This window comes from Halomonas organivorans, from assembly GCF_014192055.1.
GTDB classification, from domain to species: Bacteria; Pseudomonadota; Gammaproteobacteria; order Pseudomonadales; family Halomonadaceae; genus Halomonas; species Halomonas organivorans.
In genome coordinates this window covers 198,314-220,980 of sequence record NZ_JACHXM010000005.1, presented here as the reverse complement: position 1 = coordinate 220,980, position 22,667 = coordinate 198,314, and the positions used below count along the sequence as shown (strand labels likewise).

Sequence of the window (22,667 nt, the reverse complement as noted above, 5' to 3'; positions counted from 1 at the left end):
CGCAGCGGAGCTGCGCTCCTGAGAAGGCCTGTCCGGTGGCACTCACCCCTGTGGGAGCTCAGTTGTCTGAGCGATTGGCGCCGACAGGCGCCTCCGGTGGCAAGCCACGCCCGTGCCCAGGGCTATCGCGCAGCGGAGCTGGGCCCCGGCCTCTGTCTGGGAGGCCAATGACATGACCTCGAATGCAGGGCCATCGCGGATCAGCGTATCGTTCGGGCTGATCCGGCGACAGGCCGACGAGTGTACAATATGGGATCATTTTCCACTGGCGCGAGAGCCCCCTATGACGCAGACCTTCGAAGCCTGGATCACGCCGCTGATGATCGGCGGCCTGATGCTGTTCATGTGCTTCATCATCTGGGACCTGGCCAAGCAGTCGCGGGCCGGCCGCTTCGGCACCCTGATGCTGTTTGTGGTGCTGGGCGCCGGCATGCTCGGCTACCTGTTCAAGGTGGTGATCACCTGGTGGCTGGAGCGAGGGGCCCTCTAGCCTACACTTGCCGCCCGCCCCATTCCGCCCACACACAAACGCCGACGCCACCCCGCAGGGTGGCGTCGGCGCTTCGGGTCACACGATCCGGGCCTCTGTCGAGCCGGTCGCGATCGGATCAGTCGCTGGCGGGGCCGTCGCTGCCGGGATAGTACTCCTCGACCTGAGCCTTGAGCTTCTGACCGGGGCGGAAGGTCACCACACGCCGGGCGGAGATCGGAATCTCCTCGCCGGTCTTGGGGTTGCGTCCCGGTCGCTCACGCTTGTCGCGCAGGTCGAAGTTGCCGAAGCCCGACAGCTTGACCTGCTCGTTCTCGCGCAGACAGCCGCGTATCTCCTCAAAGAAGGTTTCCACCATGGACTTGGCCTCACGCTTGGAGAGACCCAGCTCGGCGTGCAGGTGTTCGGCCAGCTCGGCCTTGGTCAACGCCCCCATGTCGCTTCCCTCTCGCTGCTGGTCGAGCCCGGAATCCCTCATGCGCGGAGTTCGGCGCCAAGATGCAGCCGCGACTCCTCGACGATGGCATCGACCAAGTGGTTGATTTCCTCGTCATTTAGCGTGCGCGAAGGATGCTGCCAGGTCAAGCCCAGGGCCACACTCTTGCGTCCCTCGGCCACTCCCTTGCCCTGATAGACGTCGAACAGCCGCGCCTCCACCAGCCACTCGCCGGCCTGGGCGTGCACGGTGTCGAGCAGCGCCTGGACGGGACTCTCGGCGTCGACCAGGAAGGCCAGGTCGCGACGCACCTCGGGATAGCGCGACAGCGGCGCAAAGGCCGGCACCCGCCCGCGGGTCAGGGCCTCGAGGCGAACCTCGAACAGCACGGCGTCGACCTTGAGGCCCAACTGGGCGCGCACCGCCGGGTGCAGGGTGCCGATCCAGCCGGCTTCCTCGCCGCGGTGCAGGATCCGTGCGCACTGGCCCGGATGCAGCGCCGGATGCTCGGCGGGCTCGAAGCGCCAGGCGTCGGGCTCGCCGCCCATCGCCAGCAGGCTCTCCAGGTCGCCCTTGAGGTCGAAGAAGTCGACGTCCTGCTTGCCACCGCTCCAGCCTTCGGGCTCGCGGCTGCCGCAGGCCAGGGCCCCGAGCATCGGTACCTGATGCAGGGCATCCAGCTCGCCGCGGAACACCAGCCCGGTCTCGAACAGCCGCACGCGGTTCTGCTGGCGATTGAGGTTATGCTGGAGCGCCCGCACCAGCCCCGGGAACAGGCTCGCCCGCATCACCGACAGGTCGCTGGAGATGGGGTTGGCCAGCGCCGGAGACACGGCCTCGGGCAGCAGCGTCGACTGCAGCTCCGGCGCGACGAAGCTGTAGGTCACGGCCTCGAAGTAGCCCCGCGACACCATCTGGCCACGCAGCTGGGCCAGCGGCGTGCGTGCCTCGAAGTCGGGCTTGAGGCCCATGCGCGCCTGGGGACGACGCACCGGCAGGCGGTTGTAGCCATGGATACGCGCCACTTCCTCGATCAGGTCCTCCTCGATGGCCAGATCGAAGCGCCAGCTGGGAATCCGCGTCTGCCAGCCGTCCGCGACGGCTTCCACCGTCAGCCCGAGGCGCTCGAGGATCTCGCCGACTTCCTCGCCCGGCAGCGCCTTGTCCAGCGCCCGATCCAGGCGGCCACGGCGCAGCAGCACCTCACGGTCGTCGGGCAGGTGCTCGGCATCGACTACCTCGACCAGCGGGCCGGGTTCGCCGCCGACGATCTCCAGCAGCAGTGCGGTGGCGCGCTCGGCGGCCTCGCGGGCCAGTGCCGGGTCCACTCCGCGTTCGAAGCGGTGCGAGGCGTCGGTGTGCAGGCCGTAGGAACGCGCCTGTCCGGCCACCGCCAGCGGCGAGAAGTGCGCGGCTTCGAGGAAGATGTCGCGGGTCTCGGCGTTGACGCCGGAATGCTCGCCCCCCATCACGCCGGCGATGGCCAGCGGGCCGCGCCCGTCGGCAATCACCAGAGTGCCGTCGGCCAGGGTGATTTCCTGGCCGTCGAGCAGCACCAGGCGCTCGCCTTCACGGGCCTGGCGAACCACCACGGCCTCACTGAGGTTGGCGCGATCGAAGGCATGCAGCGGCTGGCCGAGTTCGAGCATCACGTAGTTGGTGACGTCGACCACCGGGTCGATGGCGCGGACGCCGCCGCGGCGCAGGCGCTCGACCATCCACAGCGGGGTCTCGGCGCTCACGTCGACGCCCTTGATCACCCGCCCCAGGTAGCGCGGACAGCCCTCGGCGTCCTCGACGCGCACCGGGAAGGTGTCGTCGTGAGTCGCCGCGACCGGCGTGATGGCCGGACCTTCGACCGTCAGACGGTTGAGCACGCCCACTTCGCGGGCCATGCCCTTGACGCTCAGGCAGTCGCCACGATTGGGCGTAAGGTCGACCTCGATGGTGTGATCGTCGAGGCCCAGGTAGTCGCGGACGCCCTCACCCACCGGCGCCGACGCCGGCAGCACCAGGATACCCGGCGAGGCCTCTTCTTCCAGCCCCAGCTCGGACGATGCGCAGATCATGCCGCGGGACTCGACGCCGCGCAGCTTGGCCTTCTTGATCTTGAAGTCGCCCGGCAACACCGCGCCGACGCGCGCGAAGGGTACCTTCTGGCCCTCGGCCACGTTGGGGGCACCGCAGACCACCTGGACGCGCTCGCCACTGCCGTCATCGACCTGGCAGACGTTGAGCTTGTCGGCGTCGGGGTGCGGCGCCTTGGCCACGACCTCGGCCACCACCACGTCCGTGAACTCGGCGGCCACCGGCTCGATGGCATCGACCTCCAGGCCGGCCATGGTGATCTGGTCGGCCAGCGCCTGGGTCGCCAGCGCCGGGGACACCCATTCACGCAGCCACTGTTCGGAAAATTTCATGTCGAATCCTATCGCTGTGTTCTTGGGTCGTTCAGGCGAACTGCTTGAGGAAGCGCAGGTCGTTGTCGAAGAACAGCCGCAGGTCGTTGACGCCATAGCGCAGCATGGCCAGGCGCTCGGCCCCCATGCCGAAGGCGAAGCCGGTGTAGCGTTCGCTGTCGATGCCGGCGTGGCGGAACACTTCCGGGTGCACCATGCCGCAGCCCATCACCTCGAGCCAGCCGCTGTGCGAACAGACCCGACAGCCGTCGCCGCTGCACATCACGCACTCGATGTCGACCTCGGCCGACGGCTCGGTGAAGGGGAAGTAGGAGGGCCGGAAACGCACCGAGAGATCGTCACGCTCGAAGAAGGCGTGCAGGAAATCCTGGATGGTGCCCTTGAGGTCCGAGAAACGCACGTCTTCGTCGACCAGCAGCCCTTCCACCTGGTGAAACATGGGCGTGTGGGTCAGGTCGGAGTCGCTGCGATAGACGCGCCCCGGGCAGACGATGCGGATCGGCGGCTCTTCTTCCTTCATGGTGCGTACCTGCACCGGCGAGGTGTGGGTGCGCAGCAGCCGGGTGGCGTCGAAGTAGAAGGTGTCGGCCATGCCCCGCGCCGGGTGGTGGGCGGGAATGTTGAGAGCCTCGAAGTTGTGGTAGTCGTCCTCGATCTCCGGACCGACGGCCACATCGAAGCCGATGCGCGTGAACAGCCCTTCGATGCGCTCCAGGGTGCGGGTCACCGGGTGACGGCCACCGCTCGGCTGGCCGCGGCCAGGCAGGGTCACGTCGAGGCGCTCGGCGCCCAGGCGCGCCTCCAGCGCGGCCTTCTCGAGGGCCTGGCGGCGCGCGTCGATCTCCTGGGCCAGCGCTTGCTTGGCCTGGTTGATGCGCTCGCCGGCGGCCGGACGCTCCTCGGCGGGCAGCTTGCCAAGGCCCTTGAGCAGCGCGGTGATCTCGCCCTTCTTGCCGAGGTAGCGCACCCGCAGCTCGTCCAGGGCGGCCATGCTCTCGGCGGCCTGGACGGCGTCGCGGGCCTCGGCGACCAGAGTGGGAAGGTGGTCCATCCGTTGTGCTCCGATGTCTTGATCAGGGGGTCACATGCAAAAAAACAGGGGAAGAGCGGCTGCTCTTCCCCTGCGAGGATCCGCGGCATGGTGCGCCAGCACTGACGCGCCATGCCGTTATCGAGATCGCTTACTGGGCAGCCTTGGCCTTCTCGACGATGGCGGCAAAGGCGGCCTTCTCGTTCACGGCCAGGTCGGCGAGCACCTTGCGGTCGATCTCGATGCCGGCCTTCTTCAGGCCACCGACGAAGCGGCTGTAGGACAGGCCGTGCTGACGAGCACCGGCGTTGATGCGCTGGATCCACAGGGCGCGGAACTGGCGCTTGCGCTGGCGACGGTCACGGTAGGCATACTGGCCGGCCTTGATGACGGCCTGCTTGGCCACGCGGAAGACGCGCGAACGAGCACCATAGTAGCCTTTGGCCTGCTTGAGGATCTTCTTGTGACGACGACGGGCGACGACACCACGCTTGACGCGAGTCATGGCTTACTCCTGACGATTAAAGTTTGGCTACCAAGGGTTACAGGTTCGGCAGCATGCGCTGCACGAGCTGCTTGTCGGCGTCGTGGATCTGCTTCATACCACGCAGCTGACGCTTACGCTTGGTGGACTTCTTGGTCAGGATGTGGCTACGGAACGACTGCTTGTGCTTGAAGCCGTTGGCCGTCTTCTTGAAGCGCTTGGCAGCGCCGCTGTTGCTCTTGATCTTCGGCATGAGATGAACTCCGCTCGAGGTTTTTTAGAAAATCCGGGGCCGATGGCCGGCTAGCTGCCGGCCACCCGTTGGACGGGCCGTCGGATCACTTCTTCTCTTTCACTTACTTCTTCTTGGGGGCAATGATCATGATCATCTGCCGCCCTTCCATCTTGGGGAAGGACTCCACGGTGCCGATCTCTTCGAGGTCGGCGGCGATCCGCTCCATCAGTTTGCGACCGATGTCCTGATGAGCCATCTCGCGTCCGCGGAAGCGCAGCGTGACCTTGCCCTTGTCGCCACCTTCGAGGAAGCGCGTCAGGTTCTTCATCTTGACCTGATAATCGCCCTCGTCGGTGCCAGGCCGGAACTTGACTTCCTTGACCTGGATCTGCTTCTGCTTCTTCTTCTGAGCCGCCTTCTGCTTCTTCTGCTCGAAGACGAACTTGCCGTAATCCATGATCTTGCAGACGATCGGATCGGCATTGGAAATCTGCACGAGATCCATACCGGCAGCTTCGGCGCGCTCCAGCGCATCGCTGGTGGGCACGATACCCAGCTGCTCGCCGTCGTTGTCGATCAGGCGAACCTGATCCTCGGTAATGCGCTCGTTCATCGGGGGCCGCTTGTCCTGCGGACGCCCTCTAGGGTTGCTTCGCTTGATGGTTCCGTCTCCACTTTCGCTTAGGGAAGATGTCGTTACAGCCGCTCGGCCCGCACTCTGTCGATGAAGGCATCCACCGGCAGCGTGCCGAGATCCTCGCCGGTGCGTGTTCGCACGGCCACCGAGTCGGCCTCGACTTCCTTATCTCCCACCACCAGGAGATAGGGGACCTTCTGCAACGTATGCTCGCGGATTTTAAAGCCGATCTTCTCGTTCCTCAAGTCCGCCTTGACGCGAAGGCCGATTTTCTGCAGGCGACGCTCCAATTCCAGCACGTAATCGCGCTGGGCATCGGTGATGTTGAGGATTACCGCCTGCTGGGGAGCGAGCCACAGTGGCATGGCGCCGGCATGGTGCTCGATGAGGATCCCCAGGAAACGCTCGAAGGAGCCCAGGATCGCGCGATGCAGCATGACCGGCGTCTTGCGCTCGCCGTGCTCGTCGACGAACTGTGCGCCCAGGCGGCCCGGCAGGTTGAAGTCGAGCTGCAGGGTGCCGCACTGCCACACACGGTTCAAGCAGTCACGCAGCGAGAACTCGATCTTGGGACCGTAGAAGGCCCCCTCGCCGGGCTGCAGCTCCCACTCCAGGCCGGTGGCGTTCAACGCCGCCTCGAGCCCGGCCTCGGCGCGATCCCACATCGCCGCCTCGCCCATGAAGTCGTCGGGGCGCGTGGACAACTTGAGTTCGACGTCCTCGAAGCCCAGTTCCTTGTAGACCTGCAGCGTAAGGGCGATGAAGGCCTCGGCCTCGGACTGGATCTGCCCCTCGGTGCAGAAGATATGGGCGTCGTCCTGGGTGAAGCCGCGCACCCGCATCAGGCCATGCAGCGAACCGGAGGGCTCGTTGCGGTGGCAGCTGCCGAACTCGGCCAGCCGCAGCGGCAGATCGCGGTAGCTCTTCAGGCCCTGGTTGAACACCTGCACGTGGCAGGGGCAGTTCATCGGCTTGACCGCGTATTCGCGCTTCTCGGACTCGGTGGTGAACATCAGGTCGCTGTAGTGCCCCCAGTGCCCCGAGGCCTTCCACAGCGAGAGATCGACTACCTGAGGCGTCTTGATCTCCTGGTAGCCGTTCTCGATCTGTACCCGGCGCATGTACTGCTCGAGCGCCTGGTACATGGTCCAGCCGTTGGGATGCCAGAACACCATGCCCGGGGCCTCTTCCTGCAGGTGGAAGAGATCCATCTTCTTGGCCAGCTTGCGGTGATCGCGCTTCTCGGCCTCCTCGAGGCGCTTGAGATAGGCCTTGAGCTGCTTCTTGTCGCCCCAGGCGGTGCCGTAGATGCGAGTCAGCATCGGGCGCTCGGCGTCGCCGCGCCAGTAGGCGCCGGCCAGCTTGGTGAGCTTGAAGGCCTTGAGATGCCGGGTGTTCGGCACGTGCGGCCCGCGGCACATGTCGGTGTATTCCTGGTGATGGTAGAGACGGATGGTCTCCCCCTCGGGAATCTCGCGGACGATCTCCTGCTTGTAGGGCTCGTCGCGATGCAGGAAGGTCAGCATCGCCTTGTCACGATCGACATACTCGCGAACAACGTCGTAGCCGGTGTCGATCAGCGCCTTCATGCGCTGCTCGATGGCCTCGAGGTCTTCGGGGGTCGCCGCACGGCCGAAGTCGATATCGTAGTAGAAGCCGTCGTCGATCACCGGACCGATGGCCATCTTGGCGTCGGGATACAGCTGCTTCACCGCATGGCCGATCAGATGGGCGCAGGAGTGCCGGATGATCTCCAGGCCTTCCTGGTCGCGGGCGGTGATGATGGCCACCTTGGCGTCGCGGTCGATGATGTCCGCGGCGTCCACCAGCTCGCCGTCGATGCGGCCGGCCACGCAGGCCTTGGCCAGGCCGGTACCGATGCTTTCGGCCACCTGCATCACGGAGAGCGGTTCGTCGTAGGTTCTCTGGCTGCCGTCCGGCAGGGTCACGATGGGCATGATGAAGGGTTTCCTTGTGCGCAGTGGTGATCCATACCAGGGATCACATGTCGCCAGAAAAAGAATGGTCGTCGGAAGCGCTTTCTCAAGCGCCACCTAGCCTAGCAGACGAGACGGCATCGGGGCCATGCCGCCTTGACGAAAGCGCTTCTCGACGAAAAGAGGCGCCCGAAGGCGCCTCTTTCACTCTCGAGATGTCCCGGCTGGCCGGGACATGGGCTCAGCGGGTGATTATTCCCACTCGCCCAGCTCGACGCGGCGGTTCTGAGCCCGACCAGCATCGGTATCGTTGGTGGCAACCGGCTGGGATTCGCCGTAACCGATGGTGCGCATGCGGTTACGATCGACGCCCTGGCTTGCCAGATAGTCGGCCACGGAATCGGCGCGACGCTGGGACAGATCCTTGTTGTAGCTGTCGCTACCCACGGAATCGGTGTGCCCTTCGATGCGAACGCGAACGTTCTGGTTGGCGCGCAGCTTGTCGGCGACGCCGTCGAGAATGCCTTCTGCACCCATGGTCAGGGTCGCGGAATCGAACTCGAAGTTGACGTCACGCAGCACCAGGTCTGCCTCGCAGCCCAGGGCGTTGACTTCGGCGCCGGCCGGGGTACCCGGGCACTGGTCCTGGTAGTCCGGCACGCCGTCGGCGTCGGAATCCAGCGGGCAGCCAACGGCATCAACGGCGACGCCGGCCGGAGTACCCGGGCACTGGTCGTTGGCGTCGATGACGCCGTCGCCATCAGTGTCCTTCGGCGCCGGCGTGGCGGGTGTCTTGTTCGGCTCGGCGCACAGCAGCGCACCCGCGGTGGCACCGATGGTACCGCCGACGGCCGCCCCGTCGGTCTCGTCATCGTCGTTGGTGACGGAATAGCCGATGCCACCACCGATCAGACCGCCGGCAAGACCGCAGATTGCCGGGTGCTGATACCAGGCACGATCGGAGGACGCGCTATCCCCCATGCCTGAAGATTGAGAGGCCGAGCTGGCGCAGCCTGAAAGGCCGACAACCAGAGCGGAACCGAGCAGCAAGCCAGTCGTAGATTTTTTCATGTAAGACTCCTTCTTCACACAAATCTGGCATGGGCATCGTGGTGAAGCCATCCAGGAGGCCCGATGGAATGGCCAGGGTGACGAACAGCGTTCGCCTACACCGATCAAGAAAGCACGAAAATGCGAATTAAGCCAGCTAAGACCGCTAGATAGCGTCGTTTCCCTTCGCATATGAGCCATCTGCGGTGCGACGACAAGCTTGCCCAAGGTGGGCGAAGGATGCAAACGCTGTCTTGTAAGTCATTGTCTACACACTACGGCCTCAATGCAGCGATTGCGGCCAATTGTGCCGAAAACGCAGGGCCGCACCGGCCGCCTCGAGCACCGCTTCGCGCATCTCGTCCTCGACCGCCAGTCGCTCGCGATCCTCCCGGAAGCGCTCCTTGGGGCTCAGCGCCTGCCGCGCGGAGTGGGTATGCAGGTGACGAGTTCGGCTATGAACTTCGCCGAAGGCCTGAAACTCGGGACGCTCGACGAGAGAAGGATCGAGAATCTCGAGCAGCGTCTTGCAGCGCCAGGCGCCTTCGGTGACATCGACCTGCTCCTGCATCAGCGCCGAGGCGACCAGCTCCAGGTTCTCGAGGCAGTTGTCATGGGCGCGGCGCAGCTCCTCTTCGCGAAACGCCTGGCGACGGCGCACTTCGCGCCACAGGGTCATGGCGTAAGCGCCAAGCCCGGCCACAATGGCCAGGCCAACGCCGAGCAGGATCAACGCAGTAGTCAGGGACATGAAGGCTCCCGAAGCATCGTGGGATGAAGGGTCGCCATTCTATACTGTGCCCCCCACGACCCCAATCCCCGGGACCAACCTGGCAAGGAGCCAAGATGACTGCGTCCGAATCCCGACCTTCCCATGCCGCTCGCATCGGCCTGGTACTCGGCCCGCTGTGGCTGCTGACGGCCCTGCTCGTGGCGCCTCCCGCCGGCATGAGCGAGAGTGCCTGGGCCTGTGCCGGCCTGGCGCTGCTGATGGCGACCTGGTGGTCGACCGAGGCGATCCCGATCCCCGCCACTTCGCTGCTGCCGCTGGTGCTGGCTCCGGCGCTGGGGCTCGGCGACATGCGCGAGGCGGCATCCAGCTATGCCAACCCGATCATCTACCTGTTCCTGGGCGGCTTCCTGCTGGGCATTGCCATGCAGCGCTGGAACCTGCATCGGCGCATTGCGCTGCACGTGCTGCGCGTGGTCGGCCACCGCCCACGGCGTCAGATCGGCGGCTTCATGCTGGCCACCGGCTTTCTCAGCATGTGGGTCTCCAATACCGCCACGGCGATCATGATGCTGCCCATCGGCATGTCGGTGATCAGCCTGCTCGACGACAGCGATCCCGAGGAGCTCGCCCGCTACGCCACCGCCCTGCTGCTGGCCATCGCCTACTCCGCCAGCATCGGCGGCATCGCTACCCTGATCGGCACGCCGCCCAATGCGCTGCTGGCCGGCTACCTGGCCGACAGCCGCGGCATCGATCTCGGCTTCGCCCAGTGGATGCTGGTCGGACTGCCGATCAGCCTGGCGATGATGGCCTGTGCCTGGTGGTGGCTGACCCGCCGCGGTTTCACCCTGCAAGGCAGCGACGAGGGCACCGACCTGGTACGGCGCGAACTGCAGCGCCTTGGCCGCACCAGCGCCGCCGAACGTCGCGTGGGCATGATCTTCCTGCTGGCCGCGGTGGCCTGGGTCTGTCGCCCGCTGCTCAACCAGGCCGGCCTCGACTGGCTGTCGGATACCGGGATCGCCATCGCCGCCGGGGTCGCGCTGTTCCTGGTACCCGCCGGCAAGGGCAATGGCAAGGGCGAGCGGCTGATGACCTGGGAAGCGGCCCAGACGCTGCCCTGGGGCATCCTGCTGCTGTTCGGCGGCGGCCTGGCCCTGGCAGGCGCGATCAGCCGCTCGGGGCTCGCCGAGTGGATCGCCCAGCGCCTCGAGATCTTCGGCACTTTCCCGCTGCTGGCCCTGATCGGCGTGGTGGTGCTGGTGATCATCTTCCTCACCGAGGTGACGTCGAACACCGCCACCGCCGCGGCCTTCCTGCCGCTGCTCGGTGCCCTGGCCGTGTCGCTGGACATCTCGCCGCTGCTGGTCACTGTCCCCGCCGCCATTGCCGCAAGCTGCGCCTTCATGATGCCGGTGGCCACACCGCCCAATGCCATCGTCTTCGCCACCGGGCACATGCGCATCCAGTCGATGATCCGGGCCGGCTTCGCGCTCAACCTGATCGGCACCCTGCTGGTCAGCCTGCTGGCCTACCCGTTGGTGATGCTGTTCTGGTGAGGAGGCGACCTCAGGTCGGCCAGAGCATCGCGTAGTGATCCAGCAGCAGTACGCCGAACACCCCCAGCAGGTAGCGAATCGAGAACCAGAAGGCTCCCAGCGGAGCCTTCGGATCCCGCCCCCGCCAGACCCGCCAGTTCCAGACCATGAAACGCGCATTGAGGACCATGACCCCGACCAGGTACAGCGTCCCGCTCATGCCGATCACGAACGGCAGCAGGGTCACGGCGACCGTCAGCCAGCCATAGAGCCAGACCTGCAGGCGCGTGAAGGCTTCGCCGTGCGTCACCGGCAGCATCGGCACCTCGGCCCGGGCATACTCGTCGCGCTTGTGAATGGCCAAGGCCCAGAAGTGCGGTGGTGTCCAGGCGAAGATGATCAGCATCAGCAGCAGCGGTTCCGGCCCGAGCTGGCCGCTGACCGCCGTCCAACCGAGCAGCGGCGGGGCCGCTCCCGCCACCCCACCGATGACGATGTTCTGAGGCGTGGCCCGCTTGAGAAAGGCGGTATAGACCAGCGCATAGCCGATCAGCGAGCCCAGGGTCAGCCAGGCCGTCAGAGCATTGACCCGCCACAGCAGCAGCGCGATCCCCACCACCGACAGCAACGTGGCCCAGCCCAGCGCCAGCGTGGTCGACAGCCGCCGACTGGCCAGCGGGCGAGAGGCAGTCCTCAGCATCAGCGCATCCAGTCGTCGGTCCACCACGTGATTGAAGGCCGCGGCCCCGCCGGCGGCAAGCGCGATGCCCAGCAGGCCGAAGAACACCGCATCGGGAGACGGCAAGGGCCGCGCCAGCAGCATGCCCACCAGGCTGCAGACCAGCATCACCGCCACCACGCGCGGCTTGCACAGGCTCAACAGATCCCGCCAGCGCGGAGCCCCTCCGGCGGCCAACGACCGCATCGTCACACCCTCAGACATGCACCCACTCCTCTCGGCCGACATGCGGGGCCACGACCATGGACGGCCAGCGCCAGTGCCAGATCGCCAGCGACAGACAGATCACCAGCAGGGCCGCACCGGCCGTATGCATCAAGGCTAGCCACAGCGGCAGCCACAGCAGCACGTTGGCGATTCCCAGCGCCGCCTGGGCCAGGCCACTGCCGACCGCCAGCGCCAGCCAGGGGCGCATCGCCCGATCGCGGGAGTGACGCCAGGCCAGCGCCAGCAGGCAGGTCAGCAGCAGCGCGGCGCCCAGCCGGTGGCCCACCTGGATGGCGCTGCGCGCCTCGGCGTGCAACTGGCCGTGCAGATAGTTGGGGCCCACCGCCTGGGTCAGGTGGAAGCCTTCCCCCCAGTCCATGGGCGCGGCCCACTGCCCATTGCAGGTGGGGAACCCCTGGCAGGCAATGCCGGCATAGTTGCTCGACGTCCAGCCGCCCAGCGCCAACTGGAGCACCAGCGCGAGCAGCGTGACCTGCCATAGCAGCGTGAGGCGACGAGGCCGCATGACGGCAGGCGCTCCCGAGGCCAGTCGGCGCAGGCGAAGGTGCAGCCACAGGAACAGCACCATGACCGAGAGACCGCCCAGCAGGTGCAACGTCACCACCTGGGGCCACAGCTTGAAGGTTACCGTGAAGGCGCCGAAGGCGCCCTGTACCATCAGCAGTGCCAATAGCCCCAGGGTCGGGCGCCATGGATAGCCTGTCCAGCGCTGGCGCAGCCGCCGTCCCAGCGCCATCAGCAGCAGCGCCATGGCGATCAGCGCCGCTGCCAGGTAGCGGTGCATCATCTCCATCCAGGCCTTGGTCGCCTCGAGCGGAACCCCCGGACTGTGGGCCAAGGCTCCCTCGGCATCCGGTACCAGCGGCGCGCCGTAGCATCCCGGCCAGTCCGGGCAGCCGAGGCCGGCATCCATCAGCCGGGTCGCGGCCCCGGCCATTACCACCAGGGCGCAGAACCCCGCCCCCGCCAGGCTCAGCCACAGCACGGGGCGCAGTTCCCGGCGCAGCGTGTCGTCTCGCATCATCGACCCTCCTCATTCCCGGTGCAGGCGCGCATCAGGGGGCGCGGGGTTACGCTTGAGAAGGCGCTCGAGATCCTCGAGAACCAGTGACGTCTCGACCTCGGACGCGTATTCGAGCACCGGCTTGCCTCGGGGGTCGAACACCCACAGGCGCCCCGGCGCCCGCCACGTCGCCTCTTCCGTCCATTCAGCCGTCGCCGCGCCGGGCAAGGCCGCGCCGGGGCCACCGAGCCGCAGCCGACTGACACGGTGGGCATCCCGTCCCAGGGCACGGTGCAGGCGCCACCAGCGGTCGGCCTGCTCGCCGCAAGGCGCTGGGCAGTCGAAGGCCAGCAGCCAGTCGTCCTCGCCCTGCTTGGCGACGCCGCTGAGCGGCCAGTCGGCAAGCGGCGGCAGATCGGGCGTCAGGCGTCCATGTGCGGTACGACCCTCAGGGATGCCCCACCGCCACTCGACCATGCCCCAGGCCACCGCCATGGGCAGCAGGAACACCGCAAACAGCGCGAGCAGCTTCAAACGCGACGAGGCGGGAGAGTTGACGGGCATGGGCTCACTCCTCTTGACCAGAAGACGACGCATGACGATCGCGGGCCAACCGCCGACCGCCCAGGATCATCACCACCACCGCGGCGAGGGCCAGGCCCCACCACTGGAAGGCATAGGCAAGATGTCGTGAAGGCGGCAGCACATTGGGGGTCCACCAGGGCTCGAGATGGCCGGGACCGGACTCGAGGTGCATCCAGCCGGCATGGGCGAAACCGCCGAGCCCGGGCCAGGCCTCCAGGGCGATGCGCTGCAGGCGTTGCCCTTCGCGATTGGGGCCGAACACCGGGGCCGTCTCTCCGGCGACCTGCCAACGCCCGAACACGGTCACCGGCCCTCGGGGCGTATCGACGGTCGGCGTCGTCCGACGGGGCCCCGTCGCCATGAAGCCCCGCTCGACCAGCCACAGGCGACCGTCATCACCGCGCAGCGGCGTCAGGGCGGCAACGCCCAGCTGGCCGTCATGCGTACGATTGTCGAGAAACAGGGTTTCTTCGCCGAGGTACTTGCCATGCAGGGTCAATCGCGTCCCCTCGGGTGGCATCGTGACGGGATCCTCCAGGCGCGGCGCCTCGGCGTATCGTGCCAGCAGCTCGCGCTTGTCGGCGGCACGCTGCCACTGCCATAGTCCTAGACCGATGCCGAGCGCTACCACCAGGCTCCAGCACAGGATCCAGAGCCCCAGGCGACGGCCGCTCCCACGTCTTGCGGCGGCCCCTTTCACGGAGTGTGTGATGCTACTCAAGACCTTGATTGCCCTCGTTTTCCTGGCCATGGTGGCGAGCCTCGCCGCCGGCGCCGGCTTCCTGATCAAGGACGGGGGACGCTCGCGGCGCGTCCTCATCTCCCTCAAGCTGCGTGTCGCGCTGGCGACGCTGCTGCTGGCACTGCTGCTGTACGGCTTCTATATCGGCAACCTGGGTGGCTGAGAGGCTTGGCCAACGGCACGAAGCCACTCAGAAGACGTAGACGAAGGTGAACAAGCCGATCCATACCACGTCCACGAAGTGCCAGTACCAGGCCGCCGCCTCGAAGGCGAAGTGATCGTCGCGGGAGAAATGACCACGTATCACCCGTCCCAGGATCGAGATGAGGATGATGGTGCCGATGATCACGTGGAGGCCGTGGAAGCCGGTCATCAGGAAGAAGGTGGCGCCGTAGATGCCCGCCTGCAGGGTGATGCCGTAGTGGGTGTAGGCCTCGTGGTACTCGAACCCCTGGATGGCTATGAAGCAGGTCCCGAGCAGCACCGTGCCGGTCAACCAGTGCCGAGCCGTGGTGCGGTAGCCCTCCTTGAGCCCCTCGTGAGCGACCGTCAGGGTGATGCTCGAGCTGACCAGGATCAGGGTATTGACCAGAGGCAGGTGCCAGGGGGAGAAGGTCTCGTGGGGACCTTGTATGGCCTTGTCCGGCGGTTCCAGCAGCGGCCACGACGCGGTGAAATCTGGCCACAGCAGGGCCGCCACGCCCTTGGCGCCCTCGCCGTCAAGCCATGGCAGGGCGAAGGTACGCACGTAGAAGAGCGTGCCGAAGAAAGCGGCGAAGAACATCACCTCAGAGAAGATGAACCAGCCCATGCCCCAGCGGAAGGAGCGATCCATGCGTGCATCGTAGAGCCCGCTGCGCGACTCGTGTATGACGTCGCGAAACCACAGTGTCATCACTGCCAGCACCGCCAGCAGGCCGATCACCATCACCGGCACCCCGGCGCGTCCGAACACCAGCAGCGTGCCGGCACCGGCCATGATCGCGCCCATTGCCAGCGAGGCCAGCACCGGCCACTTGCTGGAAACGGGGACATAGTAGCTGCCACCGCTCATGCTCCACCTCCTTTAGCGGGTCACCGGCCCACGCCATCTGCCACCGCTCATGTTCGCCCCTTGTGCCGACGCCCCTCAGGCGCCGACCTCAGTGCTGCCGGGGCTGGAAATCGGGAGGCGTCTCGAAGGTGTGCAGCGGCGCCGGGCTCGGCACCGTCCACTCGAGATCCTCGCCTCCCTCCCAGGCCTTGGCCGGCGCCTTCTCGCCGCCCCGGATGCACATCACGATCACCGCCACGAACAGCAGCTGGGAGGCCCCGAACATGAAGGCGCCGAGGCTCGTCACCATGTTGAAGTCGGCGAACTGCAGCGCGTAGTCGGGAATGCGCCGCGGCATGCCGGCGAGCCCGGCGAAGTGCATGGGGAAGAAGGTCAGGTTGACGCCGATCACCGACAGCCAGAAGTGCCACTGGCCCAGCCGCAGGTTCGGGTAGTGGCCGGTCCACTTGGGCAGCCAGTAGTAGACGCCGGCCATGATCGCGAAGACCGCGCCGGGCACCAGCACGTAGTGGAAGTGGGCGACCACGAAATAGGTATCGTGGTACTGGAAGTCGGCCGGAGAGATGGCCAGCATCAGCCCCGAAAAACCGCCGATGGTGAACAGCACCACGAAGGCCAGGGCGAACAGCATCGGCGGCTCGAAGGTGATCGAGCCGCGAAACAGCGTGGTCACCCAGTTGAAGACCTTCACCCCGGTGGGCACCGCGATCAGCATGGTGCTGTACATGAAGAACAGCTCGGCCACCAGCGGCAAGCCGACCGTGAACATGTGGTGCGCCCAGACCAGGAACGACAGGATGGCAATGGAGGCGGTGGCGTAGACCATGGAGGCATAGCCGAACAGCGGCTTGCGCGCGAAGGTGGGAATGATCACCGAGACGATACCGAAGGCCGGGAGGATCATGATGTAGACCTCCGGATGGCCGAAGAACCAGAACAGGTGCTGGAACAGCACCGGGTCGCCACCGCCGGCGGCACTGAAGAAGCTGGTGCCGAAATTGATGTCCAGCAGCATCATGGTGATCACCCCGGCGAGTATCGGCATCACCGCGATCAGCAGGAAAGCGGTGATCAGCCAGGTCCACACGAACAGCGGCATGTCCATCAACCGCATGCCCGGGGCCCGCAGGTTGAGGATGGTGGCGATGATGTTGATGGCCCCGAGGATCGAGCTGATGCCCGCCAGGTGCAGTGAGAAGATGAAGAAGGTGGTGGAAGGCGGAGAATAGGTGGTCGACAGCGGCGCGTAGGAGGTCCAGCCGAAATTGGGTGCCCCTCCCGGCATGAAGAAGGTCGACAGCAGCAGCGTGAAGGCCACCGGCAGCAGCCAGAAACTGAAGTTGTTGAGCCGCGGCAGGGCCATGTCCGGGGCACCGACCTGCAGCGGTACCATCCAGTTGGCGAGCCCGACGAAGGCTGGCATCACCGCCCCGAAGATCATGATCAGGCCATGCATGGTGGTCATCTGGTTGAAGAACTCGGGCTCGACGAGCTGCAACCCGGGCTGGAAGAGTTCGGCACGAATGACCATGGCGAAGAGGCCGCCGACGAAGAACATCGTCAGCGACAGCACCAGATAGAGGGTGCCGATCTCCTTGTGATTGGTGGTCAGCAGCCAGCGCTTGATACCTCGCGGCGTCGCATGCGCCTGGCTCGCCACGCCGGCGGTCGCGGGCTGGCTGTGCTGCGTGGTGGACTTGGGAGGCAGATGCGAAGCCATGGTCATACTCCCTGGTTAGCGTCTCGTACTCGCGCCGGTCGGCGGCTAGTCGGCTATCCGCTCGGCGATCGCCGAAGGCTGAACGCTGTCGCCTGTCTCGTTGCCCCAGGCATTGCGCTCGTAGGTGATCACGGCGGCGATCTCCACCGGGTCGAGCGTGTTGCGGAAGGCCGGCATGGGGGCACCGGACACGCCGTTGATCACGGTCTCGATATGGCGCTCGCGATCGTCCATCAGCGCCTGGTTGCCCGCCAGAGCGGGGAACGTCGGCGGGCTGCCGCCACCGTCGGGCTGGTGGCAGGAGGCGCAGATCGTGCCGTAGACTTGCTCGCCGCGTTCCATCAGCTCATCCAGTCCCCACTCGCGATCGAGCCCCATGGCGGCCTCGGCGGCGGCGGCCTTGCGCTCGGCCAGCCAGCTGTCGAACTGCTCGGGCTCCACGGCCTCGACGACCACCGGCATGAACGCGTGGTCACGCCCACACAGCTCGGCGCATTGGCCGCGATAGGTGCCTGGCTCGTTGATGCGTACCCAGTTCTCGTTGATGTACCCCGGCATGGCATCCTGCTTGACGCCCAGGTCGGGCACCCACCAGGAATGAATCACGTCATCGGACGTCATCAGCAGGCGCACCTTGCGGTCGACCGGCAATACCAGCGGCTGGTCGACCTCACGCAGATAGTGCTCGCCCTTGGCGGCCTGACCCTCGATCTGCTCGCGCGGCGTAGCCAGGCTCGAGATGAAGGCAACGTCCTCGCCCCGATATTCGTAGCGCCAGCGCCACTGTTGACCGGTGATCAGCACGTCCATGTCGGCTTCCGAGGCGTCGTACATGTCTCGCAGCGTCGCCGTCGCGGGTATCGCCATCGCCACCAGGATCAGCAGGGGGATGACCGTCCAGATGACCTCGACGGTAGTGTGCTCGTGGAAGTGCGAAGCCTTGGCGCCGCGCGAGCGACGATAGCGAAACAGCGAGTAGAAGATGGCGCCGAACACGACGATCCCGATGACCACGCAGATCCAGAAGATCACCATGTGCAGGGTGTGGATGTCGCGACTCAGGTCGGTGACGCCGACCGGCATGTTCCAGCCGTTAGCCAACACAACCTCGAACGGCCCCGTCAGGGCCATCCCTACCGCCGTCCGAACGAGCCGCATGCGCATCGCCCCCTCCTTGAACGTCGCTGTTGTATTAGCCTTGCCTGGATCGAGTATAGAAGCCGTTCGTTGGTCGACCTGAAGAGGCAATCACCCTCCCCCAACGGCTTTGTCAACGCTAGTCGACCGAATCAGCGTGCCGCCAGAGAGGCCACCACGGCAATCAGCACGACCAACACCAGCGCCATCAGCACGCCCGCGATGATGAAGGGCATCACTCGCCCGCTGGTGAAATCCTCGCGGCGCCGGGACTCCTTCTGAACACCGAAGAAGGCCGCCAGCACCGACTTGATGACGTTCCACATACTGTTTCTCCACCCTCCGACTACCCATGACCCTAGACCAGGCCGCCTCGGCTCGCCCGACCCGGCTTGACCCGCGTCACGGAATCGGTTGGCAGCAACGATTCTCAACGCCAGGAACGAGGCGGACACCTATACTTCGTGGGCGACGCGACCCGCGCGGTCGGCGTCGCTCGTCCTGTCACCGCGCGATACAGGAGGCCCATGATGACCCAGCAAGAGGGGGTGCCCGGCGAGCCCCTAACGCCAGCCAATGACGCCATGCTCAAGTGGTGGAACCAGCAATGGCTTCAGGGAAATCTTCCCATGGCCCGCATCCAGCTCGCCTGGATGGAAAGTCTGGCGGACGCCATGCAGTTCGAGGCGCAATGCCTGCATGCCCTCGCCGAGAGCGGCGAACGAATGACCGGCGGCTATGGCACGGACCCGGCCAAGCATCCGCGTGAACTTCACGAGCGCTATCATCAGCTCATCCGGGACGTCACCCACACCCATCTTCAGCGGTTGGGCAAGGTAGCCGAGCTATCCGAGGATTTCCGCAAGCGCATCTGGGAAGAGCTCTGATTCCCGGCGCAAGGTCGTTCGGGCACCGGGTATCCCCCGGTGCCCTACCCCCACCCCAGCAGATGCGTGATCAACGGCAGCAGGAAAGCCGTAAGCAAGCCGGTAACGCCCATGGCCAGGCCCGAGAAGGCACCCGCCACGGCGCCCAGACGGGCAAACGCCTGGGCGGTACCGAAGCCATGTGCCGCCAGACCCATGGTGAAGCCCTGGACCGCCGGGTCCTGGATGCGCAGCAGGCGGAAGATCGCCGGCCCCAGCGCACAGCCGATGGCGCCTGTCAGCAGCACCAACCCCGCCGCCAGGGAGGGGATGCCGCCGATCTGCTCGGCGATCCCCATGGCGATCGGCGAGGTGACCGAGCGGGGTGCGAGCGACATCAGCGTTTCATGCTTCGCCCCCAGCAACAGCGCCAACCCCAGGGTGCTGGCCACGGCGGTCAGGATGCCGGTCACGCAGGCCAGCAACAGGGGGCCCAGCAGGCGACGCACTCGCTCGCGATGGTCGTAGAGCGGAATGGCCAGCGCCACCGTGGCCGGCCCCAGCAGGAAATGGATGAATTGGGCACCCTCGAAATAGGTGGCATAGTCCATGTCGAGCAGCAGCAGGCTGCCGATCAGCAGGGCAATGGCCAACATCACCGGATGCAACAGCGGCGTTCCCCCCAATGCCCTGTTGAGCCGGACCGCCAGCGTGAAGGCCAGCAGCGTCATCAACAGCGACAGCAGCGGATTGCCCGACAGATACACCCACAGCTGATCCAGCCGCGCGACATTCATGAGCGATCACCCTTGCCGAGGCGCCCCTGGAGACGTGACAGCACCCAGGCCGTCACGCCAAGCGTCAGCGCGGTGGACACGATCAGCGTCACCAGGATCGGCAGGACATCGCGACCGATCAGCGCACCGTGCACCATCAATCCGACACCGGCAGGCACGAACAGCAGCGTCAGGTAGCGCAGCAGTCCCTCGCCGGAGACCCTCAGGCTCTCCGGCACCTTGCCGCGCACTATCAGCGCCGCGAGCAGGATCACCATGCCGATCACCGGCCCGGGGATCGGTAACGTCAGCCCTCTCGCCAGCATCTCACCCAGCATCTGGCAGGCCAGCAGCATGCTCATGCCCAAGATCAGTGGCATCGTCGTTCTCCCTGAATGCGTCGCCCTTCATTCTGGCAAAACGAGAGGCACCGCGGCAGTACTCGGCGCATGAGGCCAAGTTTCTGAAACGAAAGCGCAAAAAGGGGTTTTCATTTCACGGGGAACGCGCTAGTATACGCCTCGTTCTCGGGGGTCACGCCCCACGGCGAAGCGCCAAAACGAGAACGTCGGAGCGTGGCGCAGCTTGGTAGCGCGTTGCAATGGGGTTGCAAAGGTCGCAGGTTCGAATCCTGTCGCTCCGACCATGAACATCAAGAGAAACCGCCACTTACGGGTCATGCCGGGTGGCGGTTTTTCGTTGTGTCAAAAAACGCGTCGGTCAGGTTCGACGTCGGAGCGATGAGGTCCGTAGCACTTGCAGGCCGAAACAGTCTAGCGATGATCGACTCGGCACAGGATTAGAAAACTCGGAAATTCATGTCAGCTTTTTCCTACAGCAAAGACTGGATTTCAACCCTATTCTGCTCATCAATATGATAACAACACCACACGCAGGGGGCAGGTCCATGGAGGAAATCGTGATGACGCCGGAGCCATGCTCCGGGGGCTGGATAATGATGTGTCCGTGCGGCACGACGGAGATGCGGGCGGCATCCACGAGCGAGTGGCATGAATTCCGGGTGACGGAAATCCGCCGGCACCGGTATCACCTGGTCTGCTTGCACTGCAGCCACTCATCGGTTTACCACATGAAACCTGACGGGGAACTAACGGCGCCACGCTCCAGGATCCTGGAAACCCTCGACAGATTGATTCACCGTGCCCAGAGGGACCATGACGATGCCGACGAGTCGGGCAAACGGGCCATCGCCGCCATGGCCTGGGCCCGCTCGGGCCATGGTCGCAGGCGCTCCGATGATGGCCCGAAGCGTTGATGCCTGACGTGGATGCCCGGGAGGCAGTGCCTGCCGGTCCTTGAGCGCCCCCGCTATCGGCCCTGACCGTGTCATCACGGCACGAAAGGCCAGGCAACCCGAGGCGTCACCACCAAAGCGAACCGGGAGCCACAAGGGCTCCCGGACGGCAGAATACGGCAGGCCACGGCCTCAGCCGATATAGCGGGCGATGGCCTGCTCTGCCTCGAACTTGGCCTCGGCAACGGCGATCCAGTGAGCGAGGACCTCCGGGGTCAGGGAAGTGGGCATGGTCGTCTCCAGTTTCAAACGTTTGTATCGAACCATACGCTACCGACGATGCCGCTCCGACACCATTCGCCTTTCGGCTAGGCCGTGACGATACTGAAGGGGAAACATCATCGACGAGGTGACGACGTGCGCCACTACGAGAGGACTCACATCGCCTTCGACGACCGGGGCAACGAATTCGTCATCGACGAATATCGCGACATCCCCGATCTCGACGGCCTGCAGCACGGCGGTGCCATCAGCCGCGGCCTGACCCTGTTCAAGACCCGTGACGGCCACGAGGTGGAGTACCTCGCCCCAGGCGAATTTTCGGTGCGCATTCCCGGCGAAGAAAGCGGCGTCTCTGTCTGGACCCACGATCCGGAGCATGTCTGATAGGCTGGGCCATCCACCGACTGGAGCCCGACATGTCACGCCGCACCCCGACCACCCTGCTCTGCCTTATCCTGCTGGCAACCCTCGCTGGCTGCACCACCTACACCTGGCCCGACGGCCATCGCGAGACGGTCTGGGGCGTGCCGGCCCAGGATGACACCAAGAGCGACGAGCAGCGGCGCGCCGAAGGCGTGCAGTACCGCCAGCCGGGCGAAGTGCCCGAGTGAGGCTCAGCCAGTGGCCTCATCGCCCGGATCCCGCCGCCAGACCAGACTGAGGTTGTTGGCCGGCATTTCCACCAGCCGCTCCAGGCGCAGACCGTGCCGCTCGGCCACCGCCGTGACCTCCGCCAGGTCACGTAGGCCCCAGCGGGGATCTCGCGCACGCAGGTCGGCATCGAAGGCCAGGTTGCTGGCGGCGGTCGGGCACTCAGCCCGCCGATAGGGGCCATAGAGGAACAGCACGCCACCGGGCACCAACCGCTCCCCTGCCCGGGCCATCAGCGCCTCGGTTACCTCCCAGGGCGAGATATGCAACAGGTTGATGGCGACGATCGCGTCATAGGGCCCCGCCGGCCAGTCCCCCGTAGCATCCAGGGCCAGTGGCGCGGCCAGGTTCGGCAGCTCGGTCGACAGACGCCAGGCATCGATCGAGGCACGAGCCATTGGCGCCGGGTCGCTGGGCTGCCACTGCCAGTCCGCTCGAGCGGCCGCGAAGTGGCAGGCATGTTCGCCGCTCCCTGCGGCCAGTTCGAGGACGCGTGCCGGCCCCGGCAGCGCTGCCTCGAGCACTTCGAGAATCGGCTCTCGGTTACGCGCCGCGGCGGGGCTTTGCAGTCGTGCGTCGGTCATGGCGGAGCTCCTGGCGGGGACGATGATGGAATGGGCACACGATGATAGCGTCCCG

General features: G+C 65.8%; 26 protein-coding genes and 1 tRNA gene. 7 read left to right on the top strand and 20 right to left on the bottom strand.

Features of this window, described 5'->3' with window-relative positions; genetic code table 11:
• Nucleotides 1-283: 283 nt before the first annotated feature.
• Nucleotides 284-490 (top strand): DUF2788 domain-containing protein, encoded by a 207-nt coding sequence (locus tag FHR96_RS07930; protein ID WP_183387126.1) that lies wholly within the window; start codon nucleotides 284-286, stop codon nucleotides 488-490.
• A 118-nt stretch (nucleotides 491-608) separates the two neighbouring features.
• On the opposite strand, the gene ihfA is transcribed toward FHR96_RS07930, so the two are convergent.
• From ihfA to FHR96_RS07885, 9 genes are all read right to left on the bottom strand, one after another.
• The gene (gene ihfA, locus FHR96_RS07925; RefSeq protein WP_183387174.1) at nucleotides 609-926 is read right to left on the bottom strand and encodes an integration host factor subunit alpha; all 318 of its coding nucleotides are present in this window, start codon (nucleotides 924-926) and stop codon (nucleotides 609-611) included.
• Between the two features lie 38 nt (nucleotides 927-964).
• Nucleotides 965-3,346 (bottom strand): phenylalanine--tRNA ligase subunit beta, encoded by a 2,382-nt coding sequence (gene pheT / locus FHR96_RS07920; protein WP_183387125.1) that lies wholly within the window; start codon nucleotides 3,344-3,346, stop codon nucleotides 965-967.
• Between the two features lie 31 nt (nucleotides 3,347-3,377).
• Complete coding sequence (gene pheS / locus FHR96_RS07915; protein ID WP_183387124.1) at nucleotides 3,378-4,397, bottom strand: phenylalanine--tRNA ligase subunit alpha; 1,020 nt, start codon at nucleotides 4,395-4,397, stop codon at nucleotides 3,378-3,380.
• A gap of 130 nt (nucleotides 4,398-4,527) precedes the next feature.
• Nucleotides 4,528-4,881 (bottom strand): 50S ribosomal protein L20, encoded by a 354-nt coding sequence (rplT, locus tag FHR96_RS07910; protein WP_013332273.1) that lies wholly within the window; start codon nucleotides 4,879-4,881, stop codon nucleotides 4,528-4,530.
• 37 nt (nucleotides 4,882-4,918) lie between these two features.
• Nucleotides 4,919-5,113: a 50S ribosomal protein L35 gene (gene rpmI / locus FHR96_RS07905; protein ID WP_016854829.1), complete on the bottom strand. Its 195-nt coding sequence runs from the start codon at nucleotides 5,111-5,113 to the stop codon at nucleotides 4,919-4,921.
• Nucleotides 5,114-5,216: 103 nt separating this feature from the next.
• Nucleotides 5,217-5,756: a translation initiation factor IF-3 gene (gene infC / locus FHR96_RS07900; RefSeq protein WP_343066349.1), complete on the bottom strand. Its 540-nt coding sequence runs from the start codon at nucleotides 5,754-5,756 to the stop codon at nucleotides 5,217-5,219.
• Nucleotides 5,757-5,791: 35 nt separating this feature from the next.
• Complete coding sequence (thrS, locus tag FHR96_RS07895; RefSeq protein ID WP_183387122.1) at nucleotides 5,792-7,690, bottom strand: threonine--tRNA ligase; 1,899 nt, start codon at nucleotides 7,688-7,690, stop codon at nucleotides 5,792-5,794.
• A 231-nt stretch (nucleotides 7,691-7,921) separates the two neighbouring features.
• On the bottom strand, nucleotides 7,922-8,740 hold the full coding sequence (locus tag FHR96_RS07890) for an OmpA family protein (protein WP_183387121.1): 819 nt from the start codon (nucleotides 8,738-8,740) through the stop codon (nucleotides 7,922-7,924).
• Between the two features lie 262 nt (nucleotides 8,741-9,002).
• Nucleotides 9,003-9,470 carry a DUF2489 domain-containing protein gene (locus FHR96_RS07885; RefSeq protein WP_183387120.1) on the bottom strand — a complete coding sequence of 156 codons (468 nt, stop codon included), beginning with the start codon at nucleotides 9,468-9,470 and terminating at the stop codon, nucleotides 9,003-9,005.
• 95 nt (nucleotides 9,471-9,565) lie between these two features.
• On the opposite strand from FHR96_RS07885, the gene FHR96_RS07880 reads away from it, so the two are divergent.
• Entirely contained in the window at nucleotides 9,566-11,011 is a 1,446-nt protein-coding gene (locus FHR96_RS07880; RefSeq protein ID WP_183387119.1) for an SLC13 family permease, read from the top strand.
• Nucleotides 11,012-11,021: 10 nt separating this feature from the next.
• Here the strand turns inward: FHR96_RS07880 and cyoE are convergent, their stop codons facing one another.
• From cyoE to FHR96_RS07860, 4 genes are read right to left on the bottom strand one after another with little or no spacing between them, the layout of a single operon-like run.
• Nucleotides 11,022-11,933: a heme o synthase gene (gene cyoE / locus FHR96_RS07875; protein ID WP_221195739.1), complete on the bottom strand. Its 912-nt coding sequence runs from the start codon at nucleotides 11,931-11,933 to the stop codon at nucleotides 11,022-11,024.
• Entirely contained in the window at nucleotides 11,926-12,981 is a 1,056-nt protein-coding gene (locus tag FHR96_RS07870) for a COX15/CtaA family protein (protein ID WP_183387118.1), read from the bottom strand. The genes cyoE and FHR96_RS07870 overlap by 8 nt, the downstream gene beginning before the upstream one ends.
• A 9-nt stretch (nucleotides 12,982-12,990) precedes the next feature.
• On the bottom strand, nucleotides 12,991-13,524 hold the full coding sequence (locus FHR96_RS07865; RefSeq protein WP_183387117.1) for a hypothetical protein: 534 nt from the start codon (nucleotides 13,522-13,524) through the stop codon (nucleotides 12,991-12,993).
• Nucleotides 13,525-13,528: 4 nt separating this feature from the next.
• Nucleotides 13,529-14,266, bottom strand: a complete 738-nt coding sequence (locus tag FHR96_RS07860) for an SURF1 family protein (protein ID WP_246392854.1) — start codon at nucleotides 14,264-14,266, stop codon at nucleotides 13,529-13,531.
• Here FHR96_RS07860 and FHR96_RS07855 point away from each other — a divergent pair.
• Nucleotides 14,256-14,450 carry a DUF2909 family protein gene (locus tag FHR96_RS07855; protein ID WP_183387115.1) on the top strand — a complete coding sequence of 65 codons (195 nt, stop codon included), beginning with the start codon at nucleotides 14,256-14,258 and terminating at the stop codon, nucleotides 14,448-14,450. The two genes, FHR96_RS07860 and FHR96_RS07855, sit on opposite strands and share 11 nt — an antisense overlap.
• A gap of 27 nt (nucleotides 14,451-14,477) precedes the next feature.
• On the opposite strand, the gene FHR96_RS07850 is transcribed toward FHR96_RS07855, so the two are convergent.
• From FHR96_RS07850 to FHR96_RS07835, 4 genes are all read right to left on the bottom strand, one after another.
• A complete protein-coding gene (locus tag FHR96_RS07850; protein ID WP_183387114.1) occupies nucleotides 14,478-15,341 on the bottom strand; it encodes a cytochrome c oxidase subunit 3 in 864 nt (287 codons plus the stop codon).
• A gap of 88 nt (nucleotides 15,342-15,429) precedes the next feature.
• On the bottom strand, nucleotides 15,430-17,061 hold the full coding sequence (gene ctaD, locus FHR96_RS07845; protein ID WP_183387113.1) for a cytochrome c oxidase subunit I: 1,632 nt from the start codon (nucleotides 17,059-17,061) through the stop codon (nucleotides 15,430-15,432).
• A 45-nt stretch (nucleotides 17,062-17,106) separates the two neighbouring features.
• Complete coding sequence (gene coxB, locus FHR96_RS07840; protein WP_183387112.1) at nucleotides 17,107-18,225, bottom strand: cytochrome c oxidase subunit II; 1,119 nt, start codon at nucleotides 18,223-18,225, stop codon at nucleotides 17,107-17,109.
• Between the two features lie 125 nt (nucleotides 18,226-18,350).
• Complete coding sequence (locus FHR96_RS07835) at nucleotides 18,351-18,524, bottom strand: DUF2970 domain-containing protein (protein ID WP_183387111.1); 174 nt, start codon at nucleotides 18,522-18,524, stop codon at nucleotides 18,351-18,353.
• 201 nt (nucleotides 18,525-18,725) lie between these two features.
• Between FHR96_RS07835 and FHR96_RS07830 the strand changes: the two genes are divergently transcribed.
• Nucleotides 18,726-19,085, top strand: coding sequence for a hypothetical protein (locus FHR96_RS07830; protein WP_183387110.1), 360 nt, complete (start codon nucleotides 18,726-18,728; stop codon nucleotides 19,083-19,085).
• A 44-nt stretch (nucleotides 19,086-19,129) separates the two neighbouring features.
• Here FHR96_RS07830 and FHR96_RS07825 read toward each other — a convergent pair whose 3' ends face one another.
• Nucleotides 19,130-19,861, bottom strand: coding sequence for an LrgB family protein (locus FHR96_RS07825; RefSeq protein ID WP_183387109.1), 732 nt, complete (start codon nucleotides 19,859-19,861; stop codon nucleotides 19,130-19,132).
• Complete coding sequence (locus FHR96_RS07820) at nucleotides 19,858-20,220, bottom strand: CidA/LrgA family protein (protein ID WP_183387108.1); 363 nt, start codon at nucleotides 20,218-20,220, stop codon at nucleotides 19,858-19,860. Before FHR96_RS07820 ends, FHR96_RS07825 begins: the two co-directional genes overlap by 4 nt.
• Before the next feature lie 189 nt (nucleotides 20,221-20,409).
• Here FHR96_RS07820 and FHR96_RS07815 point away from each other — a divergent pair.
• The 3 genes from FHR96_RS07815 to FHR96_RS07805 all read left to right on the top strand — a co-directional run bounded on the left by FHR96_RS07815 (nucleotide 20,410) and on the right by FHR96_RS07805 (nucleotide 21,988).
• A tRNA-Pro gene (locus FHR96_RS07815) sits at nucleotides 20,410-20,486 on the top strand.
• 1,026 nt (nucleotides 20,487-21,512) lie between these two features.
• On the top strand, nucleotides 21,513-21,761 hold the full coding sequence (locus tag FHR96_RS07810; protein ID WP_183387107.1) for a hypothetical protein: 249 nt from the start codon (nucleotides 21,513-21,515) through the stop codon (nucleotides 21,759-21,761).
• Nucleotides 21,762-21,793: 32 nt separating this feature from the next.
• Nucleotides 21,794-21,988 (top strand): hypothetical protein, encoded by a 195-nt coding sequence (locus FHR96_RS07805; RefSeq protein ID WP_183387106.1) that lies wholly within the window; start codon nucleotides 21,794-21,796, stop codon nucleotides 21,986-21,988.
• Between the two features lie 3 nt (nucleotides 21,989-21,991).
• On the opposite strand, the gene FHR96_RS07800 is transcribed toward FHR96_RS07805, so the two are convergent.
• Nucleotides 21,992-22,612 (bottom strand): DUF938 domain-containing protein, encoded by a 621-nt coding sequence (locus tag FHR96_RS07800; protein WP_183387105.1) that lies wholly within the window; start codon nucleotides 22,610-22,612, stop codon nucleotides 21,992-21,994.
• Nucleotides 22,613-22,667: the final 55 nt, after the last annotated feature.